Below are 25,433 nucleotides of genomic sequence, written 5' to 3'. Positions count from 1 at the left end.
ACCCGTGGGTTAGCCGTGCTACTCCGCATCCGCCGGGGCGTCCGTCAGTGCGGAGAGCGCCGCCCGGCCCGGCGGCTCCTGTCTGGCGAGTACCCGGGCGAGCGCCTCCACCACCCCGGGCTCATGGTCGTACGCCGTCGCTCCGCGCAGCCGCTCCAGCGCGCGGCGCGGGCCGCACGCCCCGGTGGCCGCCAGGTCCTCATAGGCGTTGACGGTGCGCACGATACGGGCCGCGAGGGGCGCCTCCCGGTAGGGGTCGGCCTGGTGCTCCACCACCCGGGCCACCTCGGCGGGCACCCCGGTCTGCCGCACCACGGCACCGCCCAGGCGGGCGATGCGGCGGCGCTGCTCGGGCGGCAGCGGCTCGGTGGCCCCGGCGGGCACCGGGTCCACGAGTGAGAGCTGGCCGACGTCGTGCATCAGGGCCGCGTACTCGACCACGGTGAGCTCCTCCTGCGACAGGCCGAGTTCCCGGCCGACGGCCCGGCTGAGGGCGGCTACGCGTCCCGCGTGACCGGCCGGGGTGCAGCCGGCGATCTCGGTGGCCCGGGCCAGCGAGGCCACCGTCTGGCGCCGGGTGGCCGGCGCCGGTTCGCCCAGCCGCGCGGAGAGCTGGATGACCAGCAGCGGCAGGGCGCACACCGGCAGCACCCACAGCCCGGCCACCCTGGGCGCCAGCGCGGTGACCACGGCGGTGGCGCAGACCGCGGTGCCCAGACCGGGCAGGGCACGCAGTCGCTCGCCCAGCGCGGTGGCATAGCCGCCACCCTGCCGGGAGCGGGCCAGGGCGGCGGCCACCAGCGCGTCGCACAGCACGGTCAGCGCCAGCAGGAGCAGCAGCGCCGGGGCGTGGTACGGGCCGTAGCCGGGGCGGTGGGCGAGGGCGCCCAGCTGGTGCAGGGCGCGGCAGCACAGGGCGGCGAAGGCCGAGTGCAGCACCCGGCGGGCGAGCCGGTCCGGCGCGGGCCGCCGGCCCACCGCGCCGGCCAGGGTGGCGCCCAGCACCACGGCGACCACCTGGGGCACTTGCGGCCCCTGGGGCACGCCCTGGGTGACCGGGTCGCCGCCGACGCCGTCCAGCAGGGCGTAGGCGATACAGCCGGCGGCGCTCACCGGGGCGGTGTCCGCCGGTTCCGTCGGCCCGGCGCCGGGGGGCGGCCGGCGCCGGATGGCCTCGCCGAGGGCGATCAGCAGGCCGTAGGCGAGGGCGACCCGGGGCTGGGCCAGTCCGTGCCGGGCGGTCCAGGCCAGGGCGAGAAGGGCGCAGGCGCCGGCGGCGAGGTGGACCCAGAGGTGCGGGTGGAGGTGCACGGGGAGGTGTGTGCGGAGGTGCGCGCCGAGGCCCGTCAACGGACGCGTCCGGAGGTTCGCCCGGAGATACGTCCGGAAACGCGTCCGGAGAGGCGTTCCATGGGCGGCGCCGGACGTCCGGGTGCCGGGCGCGGGGGCGCTCAACGAGTGCCGCCCGGGTGGGCCGGCTGGTGATCAGGAGGGACGTTTCGGCGGGCGGGAACTGCGCTTTCGTCCTGTTCCGCCACTGTCTCCGGGTGCCAGCCATGGCGGTCCACGGCGCGGGAGAGGGCGTCCACCATCCGGGGGTCGAACTGCGATCCGGCACACCGGCGCAGCTCGGCCAGGGCGGCGGGAACCGGACGGGCGCGGCTGTAGCAGCGGGTGGAGGTCATCGCGTCAAAGGCGTCGGCGACCGCCACCACCTTGGCGGATTGCGGGATTTGACGGTCCGTCAGCCCCAGTGGGTAGCCGCTGCCGTCCAGCCGCTCATGGTGGTGCAGGATGGCCGCCCGGGCCTCGGCCAGGAAGCCGATGCCGCGCACCATCTCATGGCCGTACTGGGGGTGGAGCTGGATCACCCGGCGCTCCTCCGGGGTGAGCGGGCCGTCCTTGCGCAGCAGCCGGGTCGGCACCCCCAGCTTGCCCACATCGTGCAGGGTGCCCGCGAAGCGCAGCGCCTCCAGCCGTTCGCCGGCCACCCCCAGCTCCCGGGCGATCAGCACCGAGGCCCGGCCGACCCGCTCGCTGTGCCCCCGGGTGTAGTGGTCCTTGAGGTCCACGGCCTGCACCAGGGCCCGGACGGCGGCCTGGTGGGCGGCGCGTTCCCGGCGGCGGCGGTCGAGGAACCAGCAGCAGACGCACACCGGCGGCAGTGCCAGCAGGGCGCCCGGCGGGCCGTAGGCGCTGTGCCAGAGCACGGCGGTGAGCAGGGCGGTGGGACCGTGCACCAGGGTGGGCACCAGCACCTCGCGCGGCAGCCGGCGCCAGGCGGCCCGGAGCGGGCGGTGGTCCGCGGCGCGGCGGATGGCCGCGTCCAGCAGGGCGGTCAGCAGGAAAAGGGTGAGTGCGGCGGCCAGCGCACCCGGCAGGGCCTCGGGCGGCCGGGCGGTGCGCGGCGGCTCGCCCAGCGCTGCCGTGGCCGTGGTGGACGCGGCCGTGGTGGCCAGGGCGTATACGGCCGCGCGCCAGATGCGGCGGGTGGTCCGGGGCGGGTCCGTCACCCGGGTGGTGAGCGCCGACGGCCAGGCCAGCAGTGCGGCGGCGGCCGGGGGAAGCAGCAAGGCCCCGGTGAGCAGGGCCGGCAGGGTCAGCGAACAGCGGGGCAGCCGTTCCCCCAGCGCACAGAGCGCGGCGAGCAGGACCACCGTCGGCCAGGGGGTGTCCCCCGGAGCGCACACGGCGGGCGCGCCACAGGCGACGGCGGCCAGCACGGCGCACGCGACCCCGGTTCGCGCCGTCGCCGGAAGTGCCCCCATCAGGTGTCCTCCCCGTTCCGCCCCGGTACCGGCCGTGCTCGAACACGGCGGCCCGTCCTGCCATCGGCCCGTCATCAGGAAGGGGAGAATAGGGCGGCGGCCGCCCGATGGCGGCCGCATCCACCGCTGGAGCCGTCCGTTCGGGTGATGTTCGGGGGGCGGACGGTTTGGGCCGGGCGGCGGGGGTCAGTCGCGCGGCAGGCCGCGCGCCTCGGCGGCCCTGGCCTCCGCGACCACATCCTGCTCGGGCACCGCCTGGCCGGCCCGGATCAGCTGGATCCGGTCCATCACCTTGGCCCGGAGATCGGCGGGCACGTCGTCATGACCGCAGCAGCGCTTGACTAGCTTCTTGACCGCCTTCTCCAGGCCGTACTTCTCCAGGCACGGATTGCACTCGTCGATGTGCACCTCGAACTTGGCGCAGTCCCCGTCGGGCATCTCGCGATCGAGGAACTCATAGAGGTGGTCGAGGACTTCAGAGCAGTCCGTCTCGTGCGGCTCTCCGCAGCTCATGAGTCCGAGCCTTTCCGATTGTGCGACGCGTCGGAACCGTTCGGCGCGGCGGAGGCCCCGGCGGGGACCAGACCGCGCTCACGGGCGTAGTCCTCCAGCAGCCCGCGCAGCTGCCGACGGCCCCGGTGCAGCCGGGACATCACCGTGCCGATGGGGGTACCCATGATGTCCGCGATCTCCTTGTAGGCAAAGCCCTCGACATCCGCGAGGTATACCGCTATGCGGAACTCCTCGGGAATGGCCTGAAGGGCCGCCTTGACATCGGAGTCGGGCAGATGGTCGAGCGCCTGGGACTCGGCGGAACGCAGGCCCTGCGACATATGGGACTCGGCACGCGCCAGCTGCCAGTCCTCGATCTCCTCGGAACCGCTGCGCAGCGGCTCGCGCTGCTTCTTGCGGTAGGAGTTGATAAAGGTGTTGGTGAGGATGCGGTAGAGCCAGGCCTTGAGGTTGGTGCCCTCACGGAACTGGTGGAACGACGCGTACGCCTTCGCATACGTCTCCTGCACCAGGTCCTCGGCGTCGGCGGGATTGCGCGTCATGCGCAGCGCCGCGGAGTACATCTGGTCGAGGAAGGTCAGCGCGTCGCGCTCGAAGCGGGCGTTGCGCTCCGCCACGCTCTCGGCAGCCTGCGGCTCCGGGCTGTCGTTCGTCCCCGCGTCGGTGCCGGCGACCGGACCCACCTCCTCCAGCGTCGTGGCGGACCCGATGACGGGCTCGCTCGATTCGGAGAATAGACGACGATCCGCCCGGCCCGCCGCTCCAGCCGCGGCCGCCTGGGGCAGGCCGGTCACCGGCCATCCGGCATTGGCCGAGCAGGGGCGGGACAGGCAGGCGATCGAACCCATTGCGGGAGACTCCCATTCCTTTGTCAGGTGCCAGGGCTTGACGTTTTTACGAGGGCGTCAACGCGGCGGCCCCGCGGCGCATTCCCGCTCGGCGGACCGCGTCCGGCGACGCGTCCTCAGAGCCCCGCCAGCCAGGACCGGGCGGCGTCGGTGATCACGGCCAGCGCCTCCTCCTGGCCCACCTCGCTCCTCTTGGGCACCGCGAAGCCGTGGTCTCCGCCCGGCACGGGCACCAGCTCCACCCGGGACGGAAACTCCTCCGGCCGCCCAAAGGGGTCCCGCGCCCCCTGCACCACCAGCGTGGGCACCCCGGCCGAGACCAGCTCCTCCGCCCGTGACCTCTCCGGCCGGCCCGGCGGATGCAGGGGGAAGCTCAGCGCCAGCACCCCGTGCGCGCCCAGCCCGGCGGCCGTCCGGCAGGCCACCCGCGCCCCCGCGCTGCGGCCGCCCGCCACCACCGGGAGCCCCGGCGCGGCCAGCGCGGGCCACAGGGCGCACCATGCCTCGTCCAGCGTGCGCGGCGCCGGGGCGACCTTGCGTCCGGCGACCCGCCAGGGCTGCTCGACCAGGGCGACGCTCACTCCCGCTTCCGGCAGCGCGGCGGCCAGCGCCGTCAGATCCCGGGCCTCGATGCCGCCGCCCGCGCCATGTCCCAGGGCGAGCACCAGCCGGGGGCGCGGGGCGGGGTGCCAGTGGATGCGGGCCTCGCCGCCGGGGGTGCCGGCCTTCTCCACATGCATGGGGGAATTCATGGAGGACATCATGGCCGTCGGAAGAGCTCAGAAGAGCGTCGCCGCTTCCGGCGCGGGCAGCTCCGCCACCAGCTCGGGCCCGTTGTTGCGCACATCGCTGACCGCCGTGGTCACCGGGTAGGCCCGCAGCAGCCGGGCCGGCGGCGGGGTGAGCAGCGGCCGCAGCCGCTCGGGGTCGGTGCACCCCGGGTCCAGCCAGGCCGCCCAGCGGTCGGGGGTGAGGAACAGCGGCATTCTGGGGTGGATTTCGGCCAGGGAGCGCGGCCCGCCCTCATGCGGTTCACCGGCGAAGGGCTCGGTGTCCGCCTCGGTGGTGATCACCGAGCAGGTGGCCCACCAGGCGGCGGGGTGATCGTCGGGGAGGGTACGGTCGCGCCAGAACTCGAACAGGCCGGCCAGCGCCATCACCGAGCCGTCGGCCGGGGTGACGAAGTACGGCTGCTTGCGCGGCCGCTTGCGGCGCCCCTTCTCCTCCAGCTCGCGCTCCTGGGCCCCGGTGACCCACTCGTAATAGCCGTCGGCGGGCAGCAGACAGCGCCGGGACTCAAAGGCCCGCCGGTAGGACGGCTTCTCATGGACCGTCTCCGCCCGGGCGTTGATCATCCGGGCGGCGCCCTCCGGCGACTTGGCCCAGGAGGGCACCAGGCCCCAGCGCAGGGTGCGCAACTGCCGTACCGGGCGCGGGTCTGAGGAACCCTTCAGCGGACGTTCGAGGATCGCGGGCACCTCCTTGGTGGGGGCCACATTCCAGTCGGGGGCCAGGGTCTCCTCCGGCTCCCATTTCTCGACCTCGAAGAGCCCGGCCAGGTCCTCCGGCCGCCGGCTCGACGCGTACCGCCCGCACATCTGAATGAACCGCCCCTTCGCTCACGCCTCGTACGCCCATGCTGCCTCAGCGGTCCCGGCCGCGGGGAACCATTGGCCGATATCGGCCGTCCCTCAGCAGGAAGCACCGCGGCAGCGCAGCGCCACAGTCCCGCGGCAGCACAGCACCACAGCAGCAAGGAGAGCGGCCCACCGATGGACATCACCGCCACCGATCTCTGGGACCGCGTCTTCGGCACCCAGCCCGCCCCCTCGCACTGGACGGTGATCGTCACCGGGCTGGTGGCCCTGCTGGCCGTTCTCCCCCGTCCCGTCTGGCGGCTGACCCGCAACGCGGTCACCATCGCGCATGAGGGCGGCCATGCCCTGGTGGCGCTGGTCAGCGGCCGCCGGCTGTCCGGGATACGCCTGCACTCGGACACCTCGGGCCTGACCGTCTCCCGCGGCAGGCCCACCGGCCCCGGCATGGTGCTCACCGCGGCGGCCGGCTATGTCGCGCCCTCGCTGCTGGGCCTGGCCGGGGCCGCGCTGCTGGCGGCGGGGCACAGCACGGCGCTGCTGTGGGGCGCCGCCGGGCTGCTGGCTGCCATGCTGGTGATGATCCGCAACGCCTATGGGGTGCTCACCGTGCTGCTGGCCGGGGCCGCGTTCGTCCTGGTCTCCTGGCGGGCCGGCTCCGAGGTGCAGGGCATGTTCGCCTATGCCGTGGTGTGGTTTCTGCTGCTGGGCGGGGTGCGCCCGGTGTTCGAGCTCCAGCACAAGCGCCGCTACCGGGGCGCCGGCGACTCCGACGCCGACCAGCTGGCCCGGCTGACCCGGACGCCGGCGGCACTGTGGCTGCTGCTGTTCCATGTGGTCACCCTGGCCTCACTGGTGGCCGGCGGGCGCTGGCTGCTCGGAGTGTGAGCCCGAATCGAGCCACTAAGGTTGAGGGCATGACCGAGAGCCCCGCGCACACCGACCTCTGGCCCGCCCCGACCGCCACCTCAGCCGTCGATGCGACCGTCACCGTGCCCGGCTCGAAGTCGGTCACCAACCGCGGTCTGGTGCTGGCCGCCCTGGCCGCCGAGCCCGGCTGGCTGCGCCGCCCGCTGCGCTCCCGCGACACCCTGCTGATGGCCGAGGCGCTGCGCGCCATGGGCGTCGGCATCGAGGAAGGCGTGGGCCCGGACGGCACCGGCGAGACCTGGCGGGTGATCCCGGCCCATCCGCACGGCCCGGCCACCGTGGACGTGGGCAACGCCGGCACCGTGATGCGCTTTCTGCCGCCGGTCGCCGCGCTGGCCGACGGCCCCATCCGGTTCGACGGCGACCCGCGCAGCTATGAGCGTCCGCTGCACGGGGTGATCGACGCGCTGCGCGCCCTGGGCGCCCGGATCGACGACAACGACCGCGGCGCGCTGCCCTTGACGGTGCATGGCGCGGGGGCGCTGGACGGCGGCCCGGTGGAGATCGACGCCTCCTCCTCGTCCCAGTTCGTCAGCGCCCTGCTGCTGTCCGGACCGCGCTTCAACCAGGGCGTGGAGGTGCGGCACACCGGCGCCGTACTGCCCTCCATGCCGCATATCCGGATGACGGTGGACATGCTGCGGGCGGCCGGTGCCCAGGTGGACACCCCGGAGTCGGGCGGCGAGCCCAATGTCTGGCGGGTGTCGCCCAGCGCGCTGCTGGGCCGTGATCTGGTGGTGGAGCCGGACCTGTCCAATGCAGCGCCGTTCCTGGCCGCCGCCCTGGTCACCGGTGGCCGGGTGACCATCCCGGACTGGCCGGAGCACACCACCCAGCCCGGTGACGCGCTGCGCGAGATCTTCACCGCCATGGGCGGCTCCTGCGAACTCACCGAGACCGGGCTGACCTTCACCGGCACCGGCCGGATCACCGGCCTGAACGCCGATCTGCACGAGGTGGGCGAGCTGACCCCGGTGATCGCCGCGGTGGCGGCGCTGGCCGACTCGGAGTCCGAGCTGCGCGGCATCGCCCATCTGCGGCTGCATGAGACCGACCGGCTGGCCGCGCTGGCCAAGGAGATCAACGAGCTGGGCGGCGATGTCACCGAGACCGCGGACGGACTGCGCATCCGCCCGCGCCCGCTGCACGGCGGCGTGTTCCACACCTATGAGGACCACCGGCTGGCCACCGCGGCCGCGGTCCTCGGCCTGGTGGTGCCCGGGGTGCGGGTGGAGAACGTGGCCACCACCGCCAAGACGCTCCCGGACTTCCCGGAGCTGTGGACCGCGATGCTCGGCTCCGGCGCCGGAGCGACGGTGCCGAGAGTCTGAGAGAGCGACCAGCCATGCGCCGCTACGGCAAGCACACCGACGAGGACGACGTCCGGGTCCGCCCCAACCGCAAGGGCACCCGCCCCCGCACCAGCATCCGCCCCAAGCACGAGGACGCCGCCGAGGGCTTTGTCCTCACCGTGGACCGGGGCCGGCTGACGGTCCTGGTCGAGGACCGCACCGTACTGGCCATGAAGGCCCGCGAACTGGGCCGCAAGGGCGTGGTGGTCGGCGACCAGGTCGCCGTGGTCGGCGATCTCACCGGGAAGAAGGACACCCTGGCCCGGATCGTCCGGGTCGAGGAGCGCCGCTCGGTGCTGCGCAGGACGGCCGATGACACCGACCCCTTCGAGCGGGTGGTGGTGGCCAACGCCGACCAGCTGGCCATCGTCACCGCCCTGGCCGATCCCGAGCCGCGGCCCCGGCTGATCGACCGCTGTCTGGTGGCCGCCTATGACGCCGGGCTGGAGCCGCTGCTGGTGCTCACCAAGTCCGACCTGGCCCCGGCCGAGCGGCTGCTGGAGTCCTACGGGACGCTGGGTGTGCCCTATGTGGTGACCAACCGTCAGGAGCTGGCGGACGGGGACGCCGCCGAGCGGGTGCGCGAGCGGCTGCGCGGACGGATCACCGCCTTTGTGGGCCACTCCGGCGTGGGCAAGACCACCCTGGTCAACCATCTGGTCCCGGAGCGGCAGCGGGCCACCGGCCATGTCAACGCGGTCACCGGCCGAGGCCGGCACACCACCACCTCGGCCCTGGCTCTGCCGCTGCCCGACGGCAGCGGCTGGGTGATCGACACCCCGGGCGTACGCTCCTTCGGCCTCAACCACATCGACCCCTCCCGGGTCATCCACGCCTTCCCCGACCTGGAGCCGGGCACCGAGGGCTGCCCCCGGGCGTGCAGTCATGACGAGCCGGACTGCGCGCTGGACCAGTGGGTGGCGGACGGCCATGCCGACCCCCAGCGGCTGTTCTCCCTGCGCCGGCTGCTGGCCACCCGCGAGCGGCGGGAAGGCGACTGATCGCCCGCGTTCGATCGCCTGGGTTTGCGACTGACCGTCAGCGGCAAGTGCAACAAACACACCGGTGACACCCGGGGCGGTCCAGGACGCGGGAGGCAATCGGATGGCGTGGCTGCTGGTGGTGGTCGCCGGACTGCTGGAAACCGGGTTCGCCGTCTGTCTCAAGCTCTCCCACGGCTTCACCCGGCTGTGGCCCACCATCGCCTTCGCCTGCTTCGCCCTGGGCAGCTTCGGCCTGCTGACGCTCTCGCTGCGCAAGCTGGATGTGGGCCCGGCCTACGCGGTGTGGACGGGCATCGGGGCGGCCGGCACGGCGGTCTACGGCATGGTCTTCCTGGGCGACCTGGTCTCCACCCTGAAGCTGGTGTCCATCGCGCTGGTGATCCTGGGAGTCATCGGGCTCCAGCTGTCCGGCTCGGCGCACTGAGGCCGGGGACCGGACGCCCGCCGAACCCCCGTCACCCGCCCAGCAGCTCCCGGGCCACCCCGGCCACCCGCTCCCCGGCCTCCGCGTCCGAGGGCCCCGGCGCCACCACATAGGACAGCGTCATCCGCACCGCCGCCTCACAGGCCGTCCGTACCCGCTCGGCATCACGCTCCGCTCCGCCCACCACGGCCACCACCCCGGCGCACATCCGCTCCAGCAGGGCCCCGGGCGAGGGCGCGGACCGCGGGCCGGGGGCGGCGGCGGTCCGGGGCGCGGGCACCGCGGGCGCCGCCTGGGCGGGCAGCCGGTCGCCGCGGCAGCCGGTGAGCGCGGCGCGGACCAGCGGATTGGTACGGGCGGCCCGCAGCGTCCACTCCGCCAGCGCCGCCAGACATGCCCCCGGATCCTCCGGCCGCCGCTCGGCCGCCTCGGCCAGTGACCGGTCCACCCCGGCCAGAAAGGACTCCGCCTCCCGCCGGACCAGGGCCCTGGCCAGGCCGTCCTTGCTGCCGAACTCGTTGTAGAGGGTCTGCCGGGACACCCCGGCGGCGGCCGCCACATCCACCATCCGGACCCCGCTCCACGGCCGGGTCCCGAGCGCGGTGAAGGCCGCGTCCAGTAAGAGATCTCTTGCCGCGGGCATCGTCGCCTCCCCGGCCGTACGGCCGACGACAGTGGACGACCAGTGTGGCCACAGAATTGACGCACCGCCAGACGGTGTCAAGAGCCCCAGCGGGCCTGCACGTGCTCAGGCCATGGCCACGGGTAATGTTCCCAGCATGTCCGACTACCACGATGATCTGCGACTGGCCCACGTCCTCGCGGACGCCGCCGATGCGGCCACCATGGACCGGTTCAAGGCCCTCGATCTCAAGGTCGAGACCAAACCGGACATGACCCCGGTGAGCGAGGCGGACAAGGCCGCCGAGGAGCTGATCCGCAGCCAGCTCCAGCGGGCGCGGCCGCGCGACGCCATACTCGGCGAGGAGTTCGGCAGCGAGGGCACCGGTCCGCGTCGCTGGGTGGTCGATCCGATCGACGGCACCAAGAACTATGTCCGCGGGGTGCCGGTGTGGGCCACGCTGATCTCGCTGATGGTGCAGGGCGAGGGCGGTTTCCACCCGGTGGTGGGCGTGGTCTCGGCCCCGGCGCTGGGCCGCCGCTGGTGGGCGGCGAAGGACTCCGGCGCGTACACCGGCCGCAGCCTGATGTCGGCCACCCGGCTCCAGGCGTCCCGGGTGGCGCGCATCGAGGACGCCTCCTTCGCCTACTCCTCGCTGTCCGGCTGGGAGGAGCGCGGGATGCTTCCGGGCTTCCTGGAGCTGACCCGGGCCTGCTGGCGCACCCGCGGCTACGGGGACTTCTGGCCGTACATGATGGTCGCCGAGGGCTCGGTGGACATCTGCGCGGAACCGGAGCTCTCGCTGTGGGACATGGCCGCCAATGTGGTCATTGTCGAGGAGGCCGGGGGCCGGTTCACCGGCCTGGACGGCCGTCCGGGCCCGCACAGCGGAAACGCGGCCGCCTCGAACGGCCTGCTCCACGACGAACTGCTGGGCTATCTCACCCGCTGACCCATGGGGGCGTGCGGCGGAGGAGGCCCCCGGGCACTCCTCCCCTGTACGCCCCTTGTCCGTTCTCGGCCGTTGTGTGACGATGAGGATCCGCCACGCTTGTGAACTTGTGAATATCAGCCCGGAGTTCACGGTCCGGCAAGGAGGTGGCTTTGTCCATGCTCGTCCAAGACGCCATGAGCACGGTGGTTCTCACCGTCGGCCCCGCCCATACCCTCCGGCAGGCGGCCCTGCTGATGTCCCTGCGCGGGGTCGGCGCGGCGGTGGTCCTCGACCCGGACGCCGGCGGGCCCGGCATTCTGACCGAGCGCGACATCCTCAACTCGCTGGGCGCGGGCCAGGATCCGGACCGGGAGCGAGTGGCCGACCACACCACCACCGAGGTGGTCTTCGCCGCTCCGGGCTGGACCCTGGAGGAGGCGGCGAGCGCCATGGCGGCCGGCGGCTTCCGGCATCTGATCGTGCTGAGCGGGCAGGAGGCGGTGGGTGTGGTGTCGGTGCGCGATGTGATCCGCTGCTGGGCCCCGGTACGGGAGCGGGCACTCGCCCCATGACGGCCAAAGGGGCTCGATGACGGCCGAAGAGGCCGGAGCCCCATGGCGTCCGGCCTCTTCGGTGGTACGGCAGGCGGTGGATCAGCCACGCAGGGCCTGGACCGCGGCCTCCAGCCGCTTGCCGTAGTCGGGATCGGCCTGGCGGAAGTTGTTGATCGCCCGCTCGGCGATCTCGTCCCGCGAGACCTTGGCGATAAAGCCCGCCAGGTTGTTGATCAGACGTTCCTTCTCCGCCTCCGACATCAGCCGGTAGAGGTTGCCCGCCTGGACGAAGTCATTGTCCTCGGCGTGCACCGGGGCGGCGGTGTTGCCGGTGACGCCGGTCACCGGCACCGGCTGCCACAGCGGACGGCCGGTCTGCGCCGGACCGCCGAAGCTGTTGGGCTCGTAGTTCTTGGCCTTGCCGTGCCGGCCGTCATAGGCGTAGCCGTCCCGGCCGTTGGTACGGGCCTCGGTGGCGTGCGGGCGGTTGACCGGCAGCTGGTCGGCGTTGATGCCCACCCGGTAGCGGTGCGCGTCGCCATAGGCGAAGAGCCGGCCCTGGAGCATCTTGTCCGGGGACGGGCCGACGCCGGGCACAAAGTGGGCCGGGGAGAAGATGGCCTGCTCGACCTCGGCGAAGATGTTCTCCGGGTTGCGGTTGAGCTCCAGCTTGCCGATCTCGATCGGCGGGTAGTCCGCGTGCGGCCACACCTTGGTGAGGTCAAAGGGGTTGAAGCGGTAGGTGGCCGCGTCCTCGGCGGGCATGATCTGCACCTGCACCGTCCAGCTGGGGAAGTCCCCCCGCTCAATGGCCTCGCGCAGGTCCCGCTGGTGGCTGTCCGGGTCCTCGCCGGCCAGCTTGGCGGCCTCCTCGGCGGTGAGGTTCTTGATGCCCTGGTCGGTCTTGAAGTGGTACTTGACCCAGAAGACCTCGCCGGCCTCGTTGTTCCACTGGTAGGTGTGCGAGCCGAAGCCGTCCATGTGCCGGTACGAGGCGGGGATGCCCCGGTCGCCGAAGAGCCAGGTCACCTGGTGGGTGGACTCCGGCGAAAGCCCCCAGAAGTCCCAGACGTTGTCCGCCTCCTGGGAGCCGGTGTACGGGTCGCGCTTCTGGGTGTGGATGAAGTCCGGGAACTTGATGGCGTCCTTGATGAAGAAGACGGGGGTGTTGTTGCCGACGAGGTCGTAATTGCCCTCCTCGGTATAGAACTTCAGCGCGAAGCCGCGCGGGTCGCGCACCGCGTCCGCGGAGCCCAGGTTGCCCGCCACGGTGGAGAAGCGCAGAAAGGTCTCGGTCTGCTTGCCCACCTCGGAGAGGAACTTCGCCCGGGTCCACCGGGTGACATCCGCGGTGACGGTGAAGGTGCCGTACGCGCCGGCGCCCCGGGCGTGCACCACCCGCTCCGGGATGCGCTCCCGGTTGAAGTGCGCGAGCTTCTCCAGCAACAGCTGGTCCTGCACCAGGACGGGGCCGCCGATGCCCGCGGTCTCGCTGTTCTGGTTGTCCGCCACCGGAGCCCCGGACTCCGTGGTCAGCGGACCCGTAGTGGTGGCCTCGCCCTGAACCGACACGTGCGACCTCCGTAGATCTCGTCCTGACTCCCATCCGGAGCCGAAACCGATCCTACATTAGACTTTGTCTAAGTCAAGATGAAGGTGACACAAATACCGGTTCCATGCATGGACAAGGCCCACTGCTACTCTGGAGCTATCCGATTGATGGGTGAATGGCATGAGTGACCTGCTGGAACGGCTCCGAGGACGCGGCTGGCGGCTGACCGCGCAGCGGCGGGTGGTCGCGGAGGTGCTCGATGGGGACCATGTGCACTACACGGCTGACGAAGTGCACGCCAAGGCGGCCGAACGGCTGCCGGAGATCTCCCGGGCGACCGTCTACAACACCCTCGGGGAGCTGGTCTCCCTGGGCGAGGTCCTGGAAGTGAGCACCGACGGCCGGGCCAAGCGCTATGACCCCAACGCCCACCATGCCCACCAGCACCTGGTGTGCTCCCGCTGCGGCACCATCCGCGATGTCCACCCCGAGGGCGATCTGCTGGCCGGGCTGCCGTCCGCGGAGCGCTTCGGCTTCCAGGTCTCCGCGGTCGAGGTGACCTACCGGGGTCTGTGCCCGGACTGCTCGGCGGGGTAGAAGGGGCAGGACGGGAAACGCCGAAGGCCCGGATCCTCAAGGATCCGGGCCTTCGTCTTCAGTAGCGGGGACAGGATTTGAACCTGCGACCTCTGGGTTATGAGCCCAGCGAGCTACCGAGCTGCTCCACCCCGCGTCGATGTCCCAACTGTAACCTCCGTGCGACGGTCACGCAAACGGAGTGCCAAAGAGCGGCAAGCCAGGCCGGCCCGGTCAGGCCGAGAGCTCCTGCTGGAGCGCGTCCCGCAGCCGTGCGGCGCGCTCGGCGACCTCCGCCGGGCCGTACTCCACCGCCTGCGCGCACCACCGCTGGCCCTCGGCCAGATCGCCGCGCCGGGCCGCCAGCAGCGCCAGCCGCAGCGCCGCCCGGCCGTGCCCGGCCTCGGCGGCCCGGGCCCACCACATGGCGGCCTCCGGCTCGCTGCCCTCCCGGGCCAGCAGCAGCCCCAGGTTGAAGGCGCCATTGCGGCTGCCGGCCTCGGCGGCCTCGCGGTACCAGCGGGCCGCCTCCACCACATCGCCCCGCTCGGCGACCAGCATGCCCAGCCGGACCTGGGCCCGCCGGTGGCCGTCCTCGGCGGCCTTGCGGTACCACCGCTCGCACTCCGTCTCCGCCGCCTCGTCCCGGTGCGGATCCCGCTCCAGCACCGAGGCCAGCCGGAAAGCGGCCTCCGCGCTGCCGCCCTCGGCGGCCACCCGCAGATGGCGCTCGGCCTCCGCATCCTCCCCCTCGCGCTGGAGCACCAGGGCCACCTGGAGGGCGGCATCGGTGTGCCCGGCCGCCGCGGCCCGCTCGTACCACTTCAGCGCGGTGCGCTCGTCCTGCCGCTGGGTGTAGAGGATGCCCAGGTTGAAGGCGGCGTCCACGCTGCCCGCCTCGGCCGCCTTGGAGAACCACGGCTCGGCGCCCGCCGCGTCACCGCCCTGAAGCAGCAGGATGGCCAGCGCGTTGGCGGCCTCCCGGTGCCCGGCGTAGGCGGCGCGGCGGTACCACTGCTCGGCCTGGGCGGTACGGCCCTGCTCGGCGCAGAGCAGCGCCAGGTTGTAGGCGCCGTTGACGTCCCCCGCCTCCAGGGCCGCGCGGTACCAGCGCTCGGCCTGCTGGGGCTCACCCCGGTCGGCGTGCATGGCGCCCAGCGCATTGGCGGCGTTGCCGTCGCCGTCCTGGGCGGCCCGCCGCCACCAGACGGCCGCGCTCTCGGTGTCGCCCGCATCGCGCAGCAGGAAGCCCAGCGCGCAGGCGGCCCGGGACTCGCCGTCCTTGGCGGAGGTCAGATACCAGTGCGCGGCCTCCTCGGTCTCGCCGCGCCCCTCCAGCAGGGTGCCCAGGTGCAGGGCGGCCCGGCGGTGGCCGCGGGCGGCGGCCTGGCGGTACCACTGCTCGGCCTCGGCCGCCTCGCGCCCGCCGGCCGCGGCGGCCCGCAGATCGCGTACCGAGGTGTCGCCGCCGGCCACATTGCGCTGCGGGCCCAGGCTGGCGGCCAGGCCGTTGGCGGGCACCTTGCCCGGGGAGCGGCCGTCCAGGATGCGGGCCAGGCGGTACGCCGCCTCCCGGTGCCCGCGCTCGGCGGCCGAGCGGAACCACCGCTCGGCCCCCACATCGCTGCGGTGCTCCAGCAGATCGGCCAGGGCGTAGGCGCCCAGGGCATGGCCGGACTCGGCGGACTGGCGCAGCCAGTACTCGGCGGCCGGCTCGTCGCCGCGCTCGCGGTGGTAGCGGCCCAGGGCGTGGGCCGCGGCGGCGGAGCCGGCCACCGCGGCCACCCGCCACCAGGCGGCGGCCTCGTCCGCGTAGCCGCGCTGGTGCAGCAGTACGCCCAGGTTGTTGGCGGCGGAGCGGTCGCCCTCGGCGGTGGCCGCGCGCAGATGGCGCTCGGCCCCGTCCAGATCGCCCCGGCGCAGCAGCAGCGCGCCCAGTCTGCTGAAGGCCGCCGGGTCACCGGTCTCCATGGCGCGGCGGCGGGCGGTCTCGAGTTCGAGGTCCGCCGGGTCTGCGGCGCAGGAGGTGTCCGCGGCGGGCATGGGCTCGGCCGGGCACGGCGACGCGTCCTGCTCGTCCTCGCTCCCGGCGCGGGGAGCCACAAGCCGACGCGTCTCCACCAGCCTCGCCCTGTCCCCCATAAGTCCCATCGTCGCACTCCCGCAACCTGCGTACACCTGGAATACCGCAGCCAGTGAGGTCACTTCAGCGTTTTGTCGACTTCCCGACTTCCCGACACAACGGCGCTCCAAACTCTAATCAAAAGCCCCGCACATAACCCGCACAGAGCAGCGTGGCGCCCGATGCGAACGATGGTCCCGGCCCTTGGACCGATGCCCGGACGCACGACAAGGCCCGGAGTCCGTGGACTCCGGGCCTTGTCCTTCCGTAGCGGGGACAGGATTTGAACCTGCGACCTCTGGGTTATGAGCCCAGCGAGCTACCGAGCTGCTCCACCCCGCGCTGTTGTGGCACAACCGTACCATGTCGCGGGGTGACGCTCCCTCGCTCGGCCTACTGGCCGCCCTCCTTCTTGCCACCGCCCTTGGCGGCGGCCTCCTTCTCGGCCTTGCTGGCCCGGTCCAGCGCGTCCTTCAGGGACCGCTGGGCCTTGTCATAGGCCGTCAGATCCTTGTTCTCCAGGGCCTTCTGGGAGGCATCCCAGGCGTCCTGGGCGTCCTTCAGCGCCTGCTGGACCGTGGCGTCCTGCCCGGTGGGGGTGGTGCCCGGCGGCTTGGGGGGCGCGGTGGCACCCTTGCCACCGAACACCACATCGAGCGCCTGCGGCAGGGTGTCCTCGAAGGCGGTGCGGTCGCCATAGGTGACCAACACCTTCTTCAACTGCGGGAAGTTGACGCCCGCACCCCGCACATAGACCGGCTCCACATAGAGCAGCCCGTCCTCCAGCGGCACGGTCAGCAGATTTCCGTACTCGATCTCCGAGTCGCCGCGCTTCAGAATATTGATCTTGCTGGCGATCTCATTGTTGCTGTTGAACTGGCTCTGCACCTGGCGCGGACCGGAGACCGTCCGGTCCGAACGCAGTTTCAGAATACGGATCTTGCCGTAGTCATCGCTCTTGGCATCCGCGTTCACCGCCATGAACGCCCCCAGATTATCCCGTCTGTTGGGCGTGAATGTGGTCGTCAGGGAGAACGCCTGCTGTGCCTGGTCCGGCATTTTCATGCTGAGGTAATACGGCGGAACGGCGTGCCCCGACTTATTGGTGGGGTCATCCGGAACCTGCCAGCGCTCACTGCCGGTGTAGAAGGTCTCGGCGTCGGTGACGTGGTAGCGGGTGAGCAGTTCCCGCTGCACCTTGAACAGGTCCTGCGGATAGCGCAGATGCGCCAACAGGTCCTGGCTTATCGCCGACTTGGGCTTCACGGTGCCCGGGAACGCCTTCATCCAGGTCTTGAGCACCGGGTCGGTCTTGTCCCACTGGTAGAGGGTGACGGTGCCGTCGTACGCGTCCACCGTGGCCTTGACCGAGTTGCGGATGTAGTTGACCTGGTTCTGCTGGGCGACCACCGCCCGCTGGCCGGTGGTCAGTGAGTCGGCGGTGGAATCGCCCAGAGTGGTGCGGGAGGCGTAGGGGTAGCCATTGCTGGTGGTGTACGCGTCCACGATCCACTGGATGCGGTGGTCGATCACCGCCGGATAGGCGTCGCCGTCAATGGTCAGCCAGGGCGCCACCGCCTCCACCCGCTCCTTGGGGGTGCGGTTGTAGAGAATCCGCGAACCCTCGCCGATGGCACCGGAGTAGAGGATCTGCGGCTCGGCGAAGGCCACCGCGTATGCGGCGCGGTTGACCGGGCTGGACAGGCTCACCCCGCCCTTGCCCCGGTAGCGGTAGCTCTTCTCACCCTTGTCGCTGGAGTAGTCCAGCTCCTGCTGGGGACCGCCCACGATCGAGTACTGGGTGGTCTTCTCGCCAAAATACACCCGCTGTTGGTACGTCCCCAGCTTGCCCTCGGCGGGCAGGTCACGCTCCAGGTAGTCGGGTTCGCCCTGGCCGTCGGCGTCGGTGCCCTTGGCGGCAATGGCCCCGTAACCGTGGGTGTATTTGAAGTGGTCGTTGATCCAGTTCCGTTCGGGAATGCCGCTGATGTTCAGCTCGCGCAGTCCGATGACGGTGTCCTGCTCCTTGCCGTCCACCTGATAGCGGTCCACATCCAGGGTGGAGGGGAACTGGTAGTAGCCCTTGCCCTGCTGCCGCTGCTGGAAGGCCGGGGAGACGATATTGGGGTCCAGGATGCGCAGCGCGGCCGTGGTGTCGGCGGCGGCGCGCAGCTTGTCCTTGTCCTTGCCCTTGAGGTCGCTGGCGCCGGTGTAGTCCTTCTCCTGGGCGCCGTCGATGCCATACGCCTGGCGGGTGGCGGTGATGTTCTTCTTGATGTACGGCGCTTCCTTGGCCTGCTCATTGGGCTGGACCTGGAACTTCTGCACAATCGCCGGGTAGAGCCCGCCGATCAGGATGGCCGAGAGCACCATCAGCCCGAAGCCGATCACCGGCAGCTGCCAGGTGCGCCGCCACAGCGTCGCGAAGAACAGCACCGCGCAGATCAGCGCGATGATGAACAGGATGGTCTTGGCCGGCAGGAAGGCATTGGCGTCCACATAGCGCAGGCCCGTCCAGCCTTCGGTGGACTTCAGACCGCTGGACTTGACGGCCAGGCCGTACCGGTCGAGCCAGTAGGCCACCGCCTTCAGCAGGACGAACAGGCCCAGCAGCACCGAGAGATGACCGGTGGCCGCCGCGGTGGCCCGATGCCCGGGGCTGGTCAGCCGCAGTCCGCCGTAGAGGTAGTGCACCAGGGCCGCGGCGATCAGGGAGAGCACCGCCGCCGCGAAGCCGAAGCTCAACAGGAAGCGGTACCAGGGCAGATCGAAGGTGTAGAAGGAGATGTCCTTGTGGAACTGCGGGTCTTTCTGGCCGAAGGAGACCCCGTTGACCCACAGCAGCCAGGTGCGCCACTGCCCCGCCGCCGAAGCGCCCGCCACCAGGGCGACCAGCGAAGTGACCGCCAGCAGCACCCACTTCTTGTACGGGGCGATGCCCATCCGGTAGCGGTCCAGGCTCTGCTGCTCCACCGACATGGCGCTCAGCGGCGGCCGCAGCCGGTGTGCCAGCCAGATGTTGAACCCCACCGCCAGCGCCATCAGCAGACCGAAGACCGCGAACAGCCCGATCTTGGTGCCCAGGGTGGTGGTGAAGACCGAGGAGTAGTGCACCGAGCGGTACCAGAGCCAGTCGGTCCAGAACCCGGCGAACATCACAAACAGCATGGCCAGCGCGGCCAGCACACCCAGGGTGGTCAGCAGGGTCCTCACGCGCCGGGGCGGCCGGCCGACTCTTATCCGTGGCCCTGTGGGGCCTCCGCCGCGGTCCGGCATCTGGAAAGCCAAGGTGCGCACCTCGAAGTTCGCTGTCGGTGGAGCTGTGGATCGGGACCCGGGGATAGCAGGGCCCAGTGTGGCAACTTACCGAGGGCTTACTCGGTTCCCGTTTTCGGCCCCGGGCAAGGCACGATATTGGGCATGTCCAGCAACACCGGCTCCTCGAGCCTCCCCGACCCCGGCGCCCCCATGGCCGCCAGCCCGCTCACCCGCGCCGTCCTTGAGATCGACGACTATGCCTCCGGCCTCGGCTGGGACCAGCCCGCCCGGCTGTTCGCCCTGGTGGACACCGCGCGGCTGCGCGCCCAGGAGCCCGCGCTGGCCGCCCAGCTCGGCCTGGACCAGCCCGCCGAGGGCGGGGCCGCCCCCTCCTACACCCCCATCGAGCAGGAGGAGCTGCCCGCCGGCACCGCGCTGGACGAGTTCCTGGGCACCATCGCCTGGCCCGAGGCGGTGGTGGGCTGTGCGCTGACCGTGGAGCGGCTGATGCTGCCGCCATCCGCCGAGGGCTCGGTGCCGCATGGGATGAGCGAGAAGCAGCTGGCCTCCTGGGTGGCCAAGCACCCGGAGCGGCAGGAGGTCCGGATGACGGTGGCGGTGCTGCGGGACGGCGCCCGGGAGTCGGCGATCCGGCTGCGGGAGAAGGACTCCCCCACCGAGGTGCTCACCGGCCCCGACCTGGTCCCCGGCCTGGCCGACGCCCTGGCCGCGACCTTCGCGGAGTAGGGCGCCCCCTCAGGGGCGCGGGGCAGCTGCATCCTGCGGCTGCGCCGCGTGGGCGCGACCAGCCATAGACGGCCCGCACCCGGCAACGAAACACTCCCAGCCGGGTGCCCGGCCGGCCCTCACCTCGCCGTGCAGCGCGGCAAACCCGCCGAATCCCCCGTACGAATCTTCCCGAGCGCAGCCAACGCATCGTCCAGGGAATCGACCTTGACCAGGGTCAGTCCCGACGGCGTGTCCTTGGCCGCGGCGGCGCAGTTGTCCTTGGGCGTCAGAAAGTAGCGGGCGCCCTTGGCCCGCGCCCCCAGCGTCTTCATCTCCACCCCGCCGATCGGCCCGACCTTGCCGTCGTCGTCGATGGTGCCGGTGCCGGCGACAAACTTGCCGCCGGTCAGCCCGCCCTTGGTGAGCTTGTCCACTATGCCCAGCGCGAACATCAGCCCGGCGCTGGGCCCGCCGACATCCGCCAGCTTGATGTTGATCGAGAAGGGGAAGGTGTGCGCGGTCCCGGCCTGGATGCCGACGATCGCCCGCTTGTCCCCCGGCGCCGCGGCGGTGGTCAGGGTGACGGTGCTCTCCGTCGTGGGCTGCCGCTTCTCCTTCTCGGCCGCGGCCGCCTCCTTGGCGGGGATCACCCGAAAGGAGACCTGCTGCCCCGGCCGGTGCTTGGTCACCAGTTTGGCCACATCACCGGGCTGCTTGACCTCGGTGCCGTCCACCGCCTTGATCACATCGCCCGCGTGCAGCCGGCCCTCCGCCGGGCTGGCCTTGACCACGGTGGAGACCACCACCCGGCTGCCCACCGGGAAGTGCAGATGCCTGAGCGCCGCCACCTTGGCGCTCTCCTGGGACTGGCTGAACTCCTCGGCGGTCTCCTGGTTCAGCTCGTCCGGCGACTTGTCGTCCGGATAGAGCGTGCTGTGCGGCACCACCAGATAGTCGTTGTCCAGCCAGCCGTAGAGCGCTTCTATCAGGTTCATCCGGTACTGCGAGCCGGTGACCCGCACCGTGGTCATATTGAGGTGGCCGCTGTTCTGGTACGTCTCATGGCCGGAGATCTGCAGCACCGGCTCGCCGCCGTGGTCGCCCAGGGTGTTGACCGTGGGCCCGGGGGACATCTCCGAGTAGGGCACGGGGATCAGCACACCTGCGCAGAGGAGCGCGATCAGCGTCAGCAGGGAGGCGAGCATCGTCGCGGTGCGGCGGGGCATGGAACGACAGTACGGGACCGGTCCGACAGTCCACTCCCGGGGCGGTCCGTCCGGGGCAGCCGGAGGCCATCGTGGCCGGTCAGGCGGCCGAAGAGGGGGGCTGGGCCGAGCCCGACCCGGAATCCGAGCGCTCCATCGCCTCACGGAACTTCTCGTACCCCGCCAGCTCCGCGACATCGCCGGCCTTGCGGTTGCGGGCCGCCCAGCTTCCCCACAGCGCCGCCGCGGCGGCCGCGACAACCGGAATCAGCAACCACGCGAGCGCCGCCATACCGGCCTCCGACCCCTTGACACACCGTTAACTGACCGATGAGCAGATTAATAGCCTGCCGACTCAACGCTCCCGTCAGGGGACCGGTTACGCAACCGGAGGCGAACCGTCCGAGCAAAGCCCCCTCAAACCCCAAAGCCCCCCGAAACCCCCAAACGCCCTAAATCCCCACCCTCCCGCCCGTCGCCCGGCCACCACCCCCCAAGGACGGCGCTACGCGCCGACCCACTCCTCCGTACCGTCCGAAAACCGCTGATGCTTCCACAGCGGCACCTCACGCTTGAGGTCGTCGATCAGCCGTCGGCACGCCTCGAACGCCTCCGCCCGGTGCGGGCAGGACACCGCCACCACCACCGCCAGGTCGCCGACCGTCAGCTCCCCCACCCGGTGCACCGCGGCCAGCGCCCGGACCGGGAAGTCCGCCGCCACCTTCTCGGCGACCCGCCGCAGCTCGGCCTCGGCGGACGGGTGTGCCGAGTAGCCGAGCCCGGCGACGTCCGCGCCGCCGTCGTGGTCCCGGACGGTGCCCACGAAGAGCACGGTGCCGCCCGCCGCATCGTCGCCGACGGCGGTGAACACCTCGTCCACGGACAGCGGGGTGTCGCGGATCGCCAGCAGCCGGACGGGCTCCGGGGCGGCCAGTTCGCCGGGGTGGTCCTCAGTGCGTGCCATGACGTCCATCGTGCCGTACCCCGGATCCTGCCCCGCCCCGGGCGTCCCTACCGCTTGGCCGCCCGGCGTCCGGAGGTTCCGCCAAGGCGTGTGGCACCGGCCTACGCCCGGCGGCGGGCCTTGCGCGCCCTGCGCACCAGCGCGGCCGTACCCAGCAGGGCGACCGTCGCACCCGCCGCGCCCGCGGCGGTGGCGTCCTTGCGCCCCAGCCGGCGCCCGGCGACCGTGTGCCGTCCGGCCACCTCCTCCAGCAGCTCGGCCAGTACCTCCTCATTGGTCCAGCGCGGCCGCCAGCCCGCGTCGTGCAGCCGGTGCCCGCTGACCACCCAGGGGTGCATGGTGTAGGCCAGGTCCCCGGCCGGGGAGGGGGTCAGCCCCAGCCGGTGCAGCCGGGAGGCGGCGCCCAGCGCCACCGCCGAGGGCAGCTCCATCCGCCGGATCCCGCTGAGCTCCTCGACCTCCTCCTGCTCCAGCCAGCCGTCGCAGCCCACCGCCAGCTCGCCCTCCGCCTTCTCCAGGGCGGCGAACTCCAGCGCGCTGACCAGGTCGTCCACATGACAGAACTGCCAGGCGGGCCGGGAACCGGCCACCACCAGCAGACGCGGCGACTCGAAGTACCGGGTCAGCGCGGTGTCGGTGCCGCCGACCAGGACGGCCGGCCGCAGCACTGTCACATTGAGCCCGGGGTGCGCCCGTGGCGCCCGCCGGGCCAGCCGCTCGATCTCCAGCAGATCGCCGACCCCGGTGGCCTCGGCGGTGGCCCGCAGCTCGGCGTCCTCGGCCAGCGGGACATCGTTGTCCGGGTGCGCCCCGTAGACCATCGCCGAGGTGCACAGCACCACCCGGTGCACCCCGGCCGCGGCGGCCGCGGTCAGCACGGTCTGGGTGCCGCGGACGTTGTAGGCGGTACGGGCGGCCGGATCGGTCTCCAGGTCGAGGTCCAGCGCCAGGTGCACCACCACATCCGCGCCGCGCAGCTTCTCCGCGATGGCCGGGTCCCGGACGTCCAGGACATGCCACTGCGCCTCGGTCACCTCACCGCGCCGCTCATCGATGGCGATCACATGCTTGATGTCCTCGGACGCGGCCAGGCGGCGCGTGAGCAGCGCGCCCACGCCCTGCGCAGCACCGGTCACGGCGACCACGGGCCGTCGGCCGGGCAGGCTCGTACTGTCTCGCGCGGAACCGTTTCGCGCTGCGCGAACTTCTCGGTCGGGGGAACTCACCGGGCGTCTCCAGCGGTTGTCTTCAGTGCGTACGCGCCATCACCAGTGTCATGAACCGTACGTACCAGGTGACGTCCATCCTGCCGCAGCCCCCGGGACGGGGAAGCACCAAGCCCGGAACCGGAGGAGGTGTCTACGCTGGGTGGTGTTGTCGGGCATTCGCCGTCGGCCCGGGGCCGGCGGCCCTACGAGCCGAGGAAACCCGTGAGTGACACCCCATTCGGATTCGGTCTTCCGCCGGAGGAGCCGGAGGACGGCGACAACGGCAAGAAGAAGGGCGGTGACCAGGGTGGCGGCGGCGGCCGCGGACAGGGCCCCGCGAATCCCTTCGGCTTCGGGGCGGGCGCCGGCGGCGGGGAGAACCCCTTCGCCGCGATGTTCGGCTCGATGAACCCCGCCGATCTGGGCGCCGCCTTCCAGCAGCTCGGGCAGATGCTCTCCTACGAGGGCGGCCCGGTGAACTGGGACATGGCCAAGGACATCGCCCGTCAGACGGTCGCCCAGGGCACCGCCGACGGCACCAAGGACTCCAGCGTCACGGCCGCCGAGCGGGCCGCGGTGGAGGAGGCGGTGCGCCTGGCGGACCTGTGGCTGGACGGCGTCACCTCGCTGCCCTCCGGCTCCGCCTCGGCGGTCGCCTGGAGCCGCGCGGAGTGGGTGGAGGCCACCGTTCCGGTCTGGAAGGAGCTGGTGGACCCGGTCGCCGAGCGGGTCGGCGCGGCCATGGGCGGGGTGCTGCCCGAGGAGATGCAGGCCATGGCGGGCCCGCTGCTGGGGATGATGCGCTCCATGGGCGGCGCCATGTTCGGCACCCAGATCGGCCAGGCGGTGGGCGTGCTGGCGGGCGAGGTGGTCGGCTCCACCGACATCGGCCTGCCGCTGGGCCCGGCCGGCAAGGCCGCCCTGCTGCCGGTGAACATCGACGCCCTGGGCTCCGGCCTGGGCGTGCCCAAGGACGAGGTACGGCTCTACCTGGCCCTGCGCGAGGCTGCCCACCAGCGGCTGTTCGCCCATGTGCCCTGGCTGCGCTCGCATCTGTTCGGCGCCGTGGAGGGCTATGCCCGCGGCATCAAGGTGGACACCGCCAAGCTGGAGGACGCGGTCGGCCAGCTCGATCCCTCGCGCCCCGAGCAGTTGCAGGAGGCCCTGCAGCAGGGCATGTTCCAGCCCGAGGACTCCCCCGAGCAGAAGGCCGCGCTGGCCCGGCTGGAGACCGCGCTGGCCCTGGTCGAGGGCTGGGTGGACGCGGTGGTGCACGCCGCCGCCGAGCCCCATCTGCCGTCCGCCGGCGCCCTGCGGGAGACCCTGCGCCGCCGCCGGGCCAGTGGCGGCCCCGCGGAGCAGACCTTCGCCACCCTGATCGGCCTGGAGCTGCGCCCGCGCCGGCTGCGCGACGCCTCCCGGCTGTGGGCCTCGCTCACCGACGCCCGTGGCGCCGAGGGCCGCGACGCCCTGTGGGAGCACCCCGACATGCTGCCCACCGCCGCCGACCTGGACGACCCGGACGGCTTTGTCCACCGCGAGCACCTGGACTTCTCCGAGCTGGACAAGATGCTGGGCGAGGCGGCGGGCGGCGGCCGGCCGAAGCCCGGGGAGCCCGCCAAGGGCGAGGACTCCGCCCAGGACTCCGCCAAGGGCGAGGAGCAGGGCAAGGGCCAGGAGGACCAGGGCAAGGACTCCGGGGAGTGATCCCGCCGGCCCTGCACCAGGACGCCGAGCGGGTCCTCAAGGAGTGGTCCGCGCCCTCCGCCGAACCCGGGCAGGAGGCGCTGCGGCTGGCCTACCTGGATCACCTCCAGGCCCACCCGGACGGGATGTTCAAGCCCTGCGCGGACGGCCACCTCACCGCCAGTGCCCTGGTGGTGGACCCGGCGGGCGGCCGGGTGCTGCTCACCCTGCACCGCAAGCTGCGGATGTGGCTGCAGACCGGCGGCCACTGCGAGACTCACGACGCCACCCTGGGAGCGGCCGCGCTGCGCGAGGCCACCGAGGAGTCGGGGGTCGCCGGGCTGACCCTGCTGCCCGGCGGTCCGGTGCGCCTGGACCGTCATCGGACGCCCTGTGCCTGGCACTTGGATGTGCAGTACGCGGCGCTGGCGCCGGCCGGTGCGGTGCACGCGGTCAGCGAGGAGTCGCTGGACGTCCGCTGGTTCGCCTATGACGAGGTGGCCTCGGTGGCCGATGAGTCGGTGGTACGGCTGGTGGAGCGCACCCGCGCCCGGCTGTGAGCGGCCGCCGTGGTGGCGGGTGGCCCCTG

General features: G+C 72.2%; 24 protein-coding genes and 2 tRNA genes. 10 read left to right on the top strand and 16 right to left on the bottom strand.

Annotated features, from left to right (window positions below; translation table 11 throughout):
- Positions 1-18: 18 nt before the first annotated feature.
- The 6 genes from CV755_RS28770 to CV755_RS28745 all read right to left on the bottom strand — a co-directional run bounded on the left by CV755_RS28770 (position 19) and on the right by CV755_RS28745 (position 5,727).
- On the bottom strand, positions 19-1,311 hold the full coding sequence (locus tag CV755_RS28770) for an HD-GYP domain-containing protein (RefSeq protein WP_422070597.1): 1,293 nt from the start codon (positions 1,309-1,311) through the stop codon (positions 19-21).
- Between the two features lie 140 nt (positions 1,312-1,451).
- Positions 1,452-2,768: an HD-GYP domain-containing protein gene (locus CV755_RS28765; protein WP_109283167.1), complete on the bottom strand. Its 1,317-nt coding sequence runs from the start codon at positions 2,766-2,768 to the stop codon at positions 1,452-1,454.
- Between the two features lie 186 nt (positions 2,769-2,954).
- Positions 2,955-3,281, bottom strand: coding sequence for a mycothiol system anti-sigma-R factor (rsrA, locus tag CV755_RS28760; RefSeq protein WP_109283166.1), 327 nt, complete (start codon positions 3,279-3,281; stop codon positions 2,955-2,957).
- Entirely contained in the window at positions 3,278-3,964 is a 687-nt protein-coding gene (locus CV755_RS28755; RefSeq protein WP_193553515.1) for a sigma-70 family RNA polymerase sigma factor, read from the bottom strand. The genes rsrA and CV755_RS28755 overlap by 4 nt, the downstream gene beginning before the upstream one ends.
- Positions 3,965-4,245: 281 nt before the next feature.
- A complete protein-coding gene (locus tag CV755_RS28750; RefSeq protein ID WP_241561432.1) occupies positions 4,246-4,881 on the bottom strand; it encodes an alpha/beta hydrolase family protein in 636 nt (211 codons plus the stop codon).
- 27 nt (positions 4,882-4,908) lie between these two features.
- Entirely contained in the window at positions 4,909-5,727 is an 819-nt protein-coding gene (locus CV755_RS28745) for an SOS response-associated peptidase (protein ID WP_109283163.1), read from the bottom strand.
- A 174-nt stretch (positions 5,728-5,901) separates the two neighbouring features.
- On the opposite strand from CV755_RS28745, the gene CV755_RS28740 reads away from it, so the two are divergent.
- The 4 genes from CV755_RS28740 (at position 5,902) to CV755_RS28725 (ending at position 9,434) form a co-directional block, all read left to right on the top strand.
- Positions 5,902-6,612 carry a M50 family metallopeptidase gene (locus CV755_RS28740; protein WP_109283162.1) on the top strand — a complete coding sequence of 237 codons (711 nt, stop codon included), beginning with the start codon at positions 5,902-5,904 and terminating at the stop codon, positions 6,610-6,612.
- Between the two features lie 29 nt (positions 6,613-6,641).
- Positions 6,642-7,985 (top strand): 3-phosphoshikimate 1-carboxyvinyltransferase, encoded by a 1,344-nt coding sequence (aroA, locus tag CV755_RS28735; RefSeq protein ID WP_109283161.1) that lies wholly within the window; start codon positions 6,642-6,644, stop codon positions 7,983-7,985.
- 14 nt (positions 7,986-7,999) lie between these two features.
- Entirely contained in the window at positions 8,000-9,007 is a 1,008-nt protein-coding gene (rsgA, locus tag CV755_RS28730; protein WP_109283160.1) for a ribosome small subunit-dependent GTPase A, read from the top strand.
- 103 nt (positions 9,008-9,110) lie between these two features.
- Positions 9,111-9,434, top strand: coding sequence for a DMT family transporter (locus CV755_RS28725; RefSeq protein ID WP_109283159.1), 324 nt, complete (start codon positions 9,111-9,113; stop codon positions 9,432-9,434).
- Positions 9,435-9,465: 31 nt separating this feature from the next.
- Here CV755_RS28725 and CV755_RS28720 read toward each other — a convergent pair whose 3' ends face one another.
- Positions 9,466-10,077, bottom strand: a complete 612-nt coding sequence (locus tag CV755_RS28720) for a TetR/AcrR family transcriptional regulator (RefSeq protein WP_109283158.1) — start codon at positions 10,075-10,077, stop codon at positions 9,466-9,468.
- A 136-nt stretch (positions 10,078-10,213) separates the two neighbouring features.
- Here CV755_RS28720 and hisN point away from each other — a divergent pair, with 136 nt between their 5' ends.
- Together hisN and CV755_RS28710 are read left to right on the top strand one after the other, a co-directional pair.
- Positions 10,214-11,008: a histidinol-phosphatase gene (gene hisN, locus CV755_RS28715; RefSeq protein WP_109283157.1), complete on the top strand. Its 795-nt coding sequence runs from the start codon at positions 10,214-10,216 to the stop codon at positions 11,006-11,008.
- Between the two features lie 158 nt (positions 11,009-11,166).
- On the top strand, positions 11,167-11,562 hold the full coding sequence (locus CV755_RS28710; RefSeq protein ID WP_109283156.1) for a CBS domain-containing protein: 396 nt from the start codon (positions 11,167-11,169) through the stop codon (positions 11,560-11,562).
- An 81-nt stretch (positions 11,563-11,643) separates the two neighbouring features.
- Here CV755_RS28710 and CV755_RS28705 read toward each other — a convergent pair whose 3' ends face one another.
- Entirely contained in the window at positions 11,644-13,116 is a 1,473-nt protein-coding gene (locus CV755_RS28705) for a catalase (RefSeq protein ID WP_109283155.1), read from the bottom strand.
- 160 nt (positions 13,117-13,276) lie between these two features.
- On the opposite strand from CV755_RS28705, the gene CV755_RS28700 reads away from it, so the two are divergent.
- Positions 13,277-13,693, top strand: a complete 417-nt coding sequence (locus CV755_RS28700) for a Fur family transcriptional regulator (RefSeq protein WP_109283154.1) — start codon at positions 13,277-13,279, stop codon at positions 13,691-13,693.
- Between the two features lie 62 nt (positions 13,694-13,755).
- Here the strand turns inward: CV755_RS28700 and CV755_RS28695 are convergent.
- The 4 genes from CV755_RS28695 to CV755_RS28680 all read right to left on the bottom strand — a co-directional run bounded on the left by CV755_RS28695 (position 13,756) and on the right by CV755_RS28680 (position 19,070).
- Positions 13,756-13,829: transfer RNA gene (locus CV755_RS28695), tRNA-Met, on the bottom strand.
- A 77-nt stretch (positions 13,830-13,906) separates the two neighbouring features.
- The gene (locus tag CV755_RS28690) at positions 13,907-15,715 is read right to left on the bottom strand and encodes a tetratricopeptide repeat protein (RefSeq protein ID WP_422070610.1); all 1,809 of its coding nucleotides are present in this window, start codon (positions 15,713-15,715) and stop codon (positions 13,907-13,909) included.
- 347 nt (positions 15,716-16,062) lie between these two features.
- Positions 16,063-16,136: transfer RNA gene (locus tag CV755_RS28685), tRNA-Met, on the bottom strand.
- Positions 16,137-16,187: 51 nt separating this feature from the next.
- Positions 16,188-19,070, bottom strand: a complete 2,883-nt coding sequence (locus CV755_RS28680) for a UPF0182 family membrane protein (RefSeq protein WP_109283152.1) — start codon at positions 19,068-19,070, stop codon at positions 16,188-16,190.
- 144 nt (positions 19,071-19,214) lie between these two features.
- On the opposite strand from CV755_RS28680, the gene CV755_RS28675 reads away from it, so the two are divergent.
- Positions 19,215-19,799, top strand: a complete 585-nt coding sequence (locus CV755_RS28675) for a PPA1309 family protein (RefSeq protein WP_109283151.1) — start codon at positions 19,215-19,217, stop codon at positions 19,797-19,799.
- 119 nt (positions 19,800-19,918) lie between these two features.
- Here the strand turns inward: CV755_RS28675 and CV755_RS28670 are convergent, their stop codons facing one another.
- From CV755_RS28670 to CV755_RS28655, 4 genes are all read right to left on the bottom strand, one after another.
- Positions 19,919-21,007: a YlbL family protein gene (locus tag CV755_RS28670; RefSeq protein WP_109283150.1), complete on the bottom strand. Its 1,089-nt coding sequence runs from the start codon at positions 21,005-21,007 to the stop codon at positions 19,919-19,921.
- A gap of 79 nt (positions 21,008-21,086) precedes the next feature.
- Positions 21,087-21,278: a hypothetical protein gene (locus tag CV755_RS28665; protein WP_109283149.1), complete on the bottom strand. Its 192-nt coding sequence runs from the start codon at positions 21,276-21,278 to the stop codon at positions 21,087-21,089.
- A 213-nt stretch (positions 21,279-21,491) separates the two neighbouring features.
- Positions 21,492-21,950 (bottom strand): molybdenum cofactor biosynthesis protein MoaE, encoded by a 459-nt coding sequence (locus tag CV755_RS28660; protein ID WP_241561431.1) that lies wholly within the window; start codon positions 21,948-21,950, stop codon positions 21,492-21,494.
- Between the two features lie 101 nt (positions 21,951-22,051).
- Positions 22,052-23,176: an SDR family oxidoreductase gene (locus tag CV755_RS28655; protein ID WP_109283147.1), complete on the bottom strand. Its 1,125-nt coding sequence runs from the start codon at positions 23,174-23,176 to the stop codon at positions 22,052-22,054.
- A gap of 204 nt (positions 23,177-23,380) precedes the next feature.
- Between CV755_RS28655 and CV755_RS28650 the strand changes: the two genes are divergently transcribed.
- Both CV755_RS28650 and CV755_RS28645 read left to right on the top strand, forming a co-directional pair.
- A complete protein-coding gene (locus CV755_RS28650) occupies positions 23,381-24,865 on the top strand; it encodes a zinc-dependent metalloprotease (protein ID WP_109283146.1) in 1,485 nt (494 codons plus the stop codon).
- A complete protein-coding gene (locus CV755_RS28645) occupies positions 24,862-25,404 on the top strand; it encodes an NUDIX hydrolase (RefSeq protein ID WP_241561430.1) in 543 nt (180 codons plus the stop codon). The genes CV755_RS28650 and CV755_RS28645 overlap by 4 nt, the downstream gene beginning before the upstream one ends.
- Positions 25,405-25,433: the final 29 nt, after the last annotated feature.

Source organism: Streptomyces orinoci, from assembly GCF_003121295.1.
Lineage (GTDB): Bacteria > Actinomycetota > Actinomycetes > Streptomycetales > Streptomycetaceae > Streptomyces > Streptomyces orinoci.
This window is presented reverse-complemented; position numbering and strand designations above follow the sequence as displayed.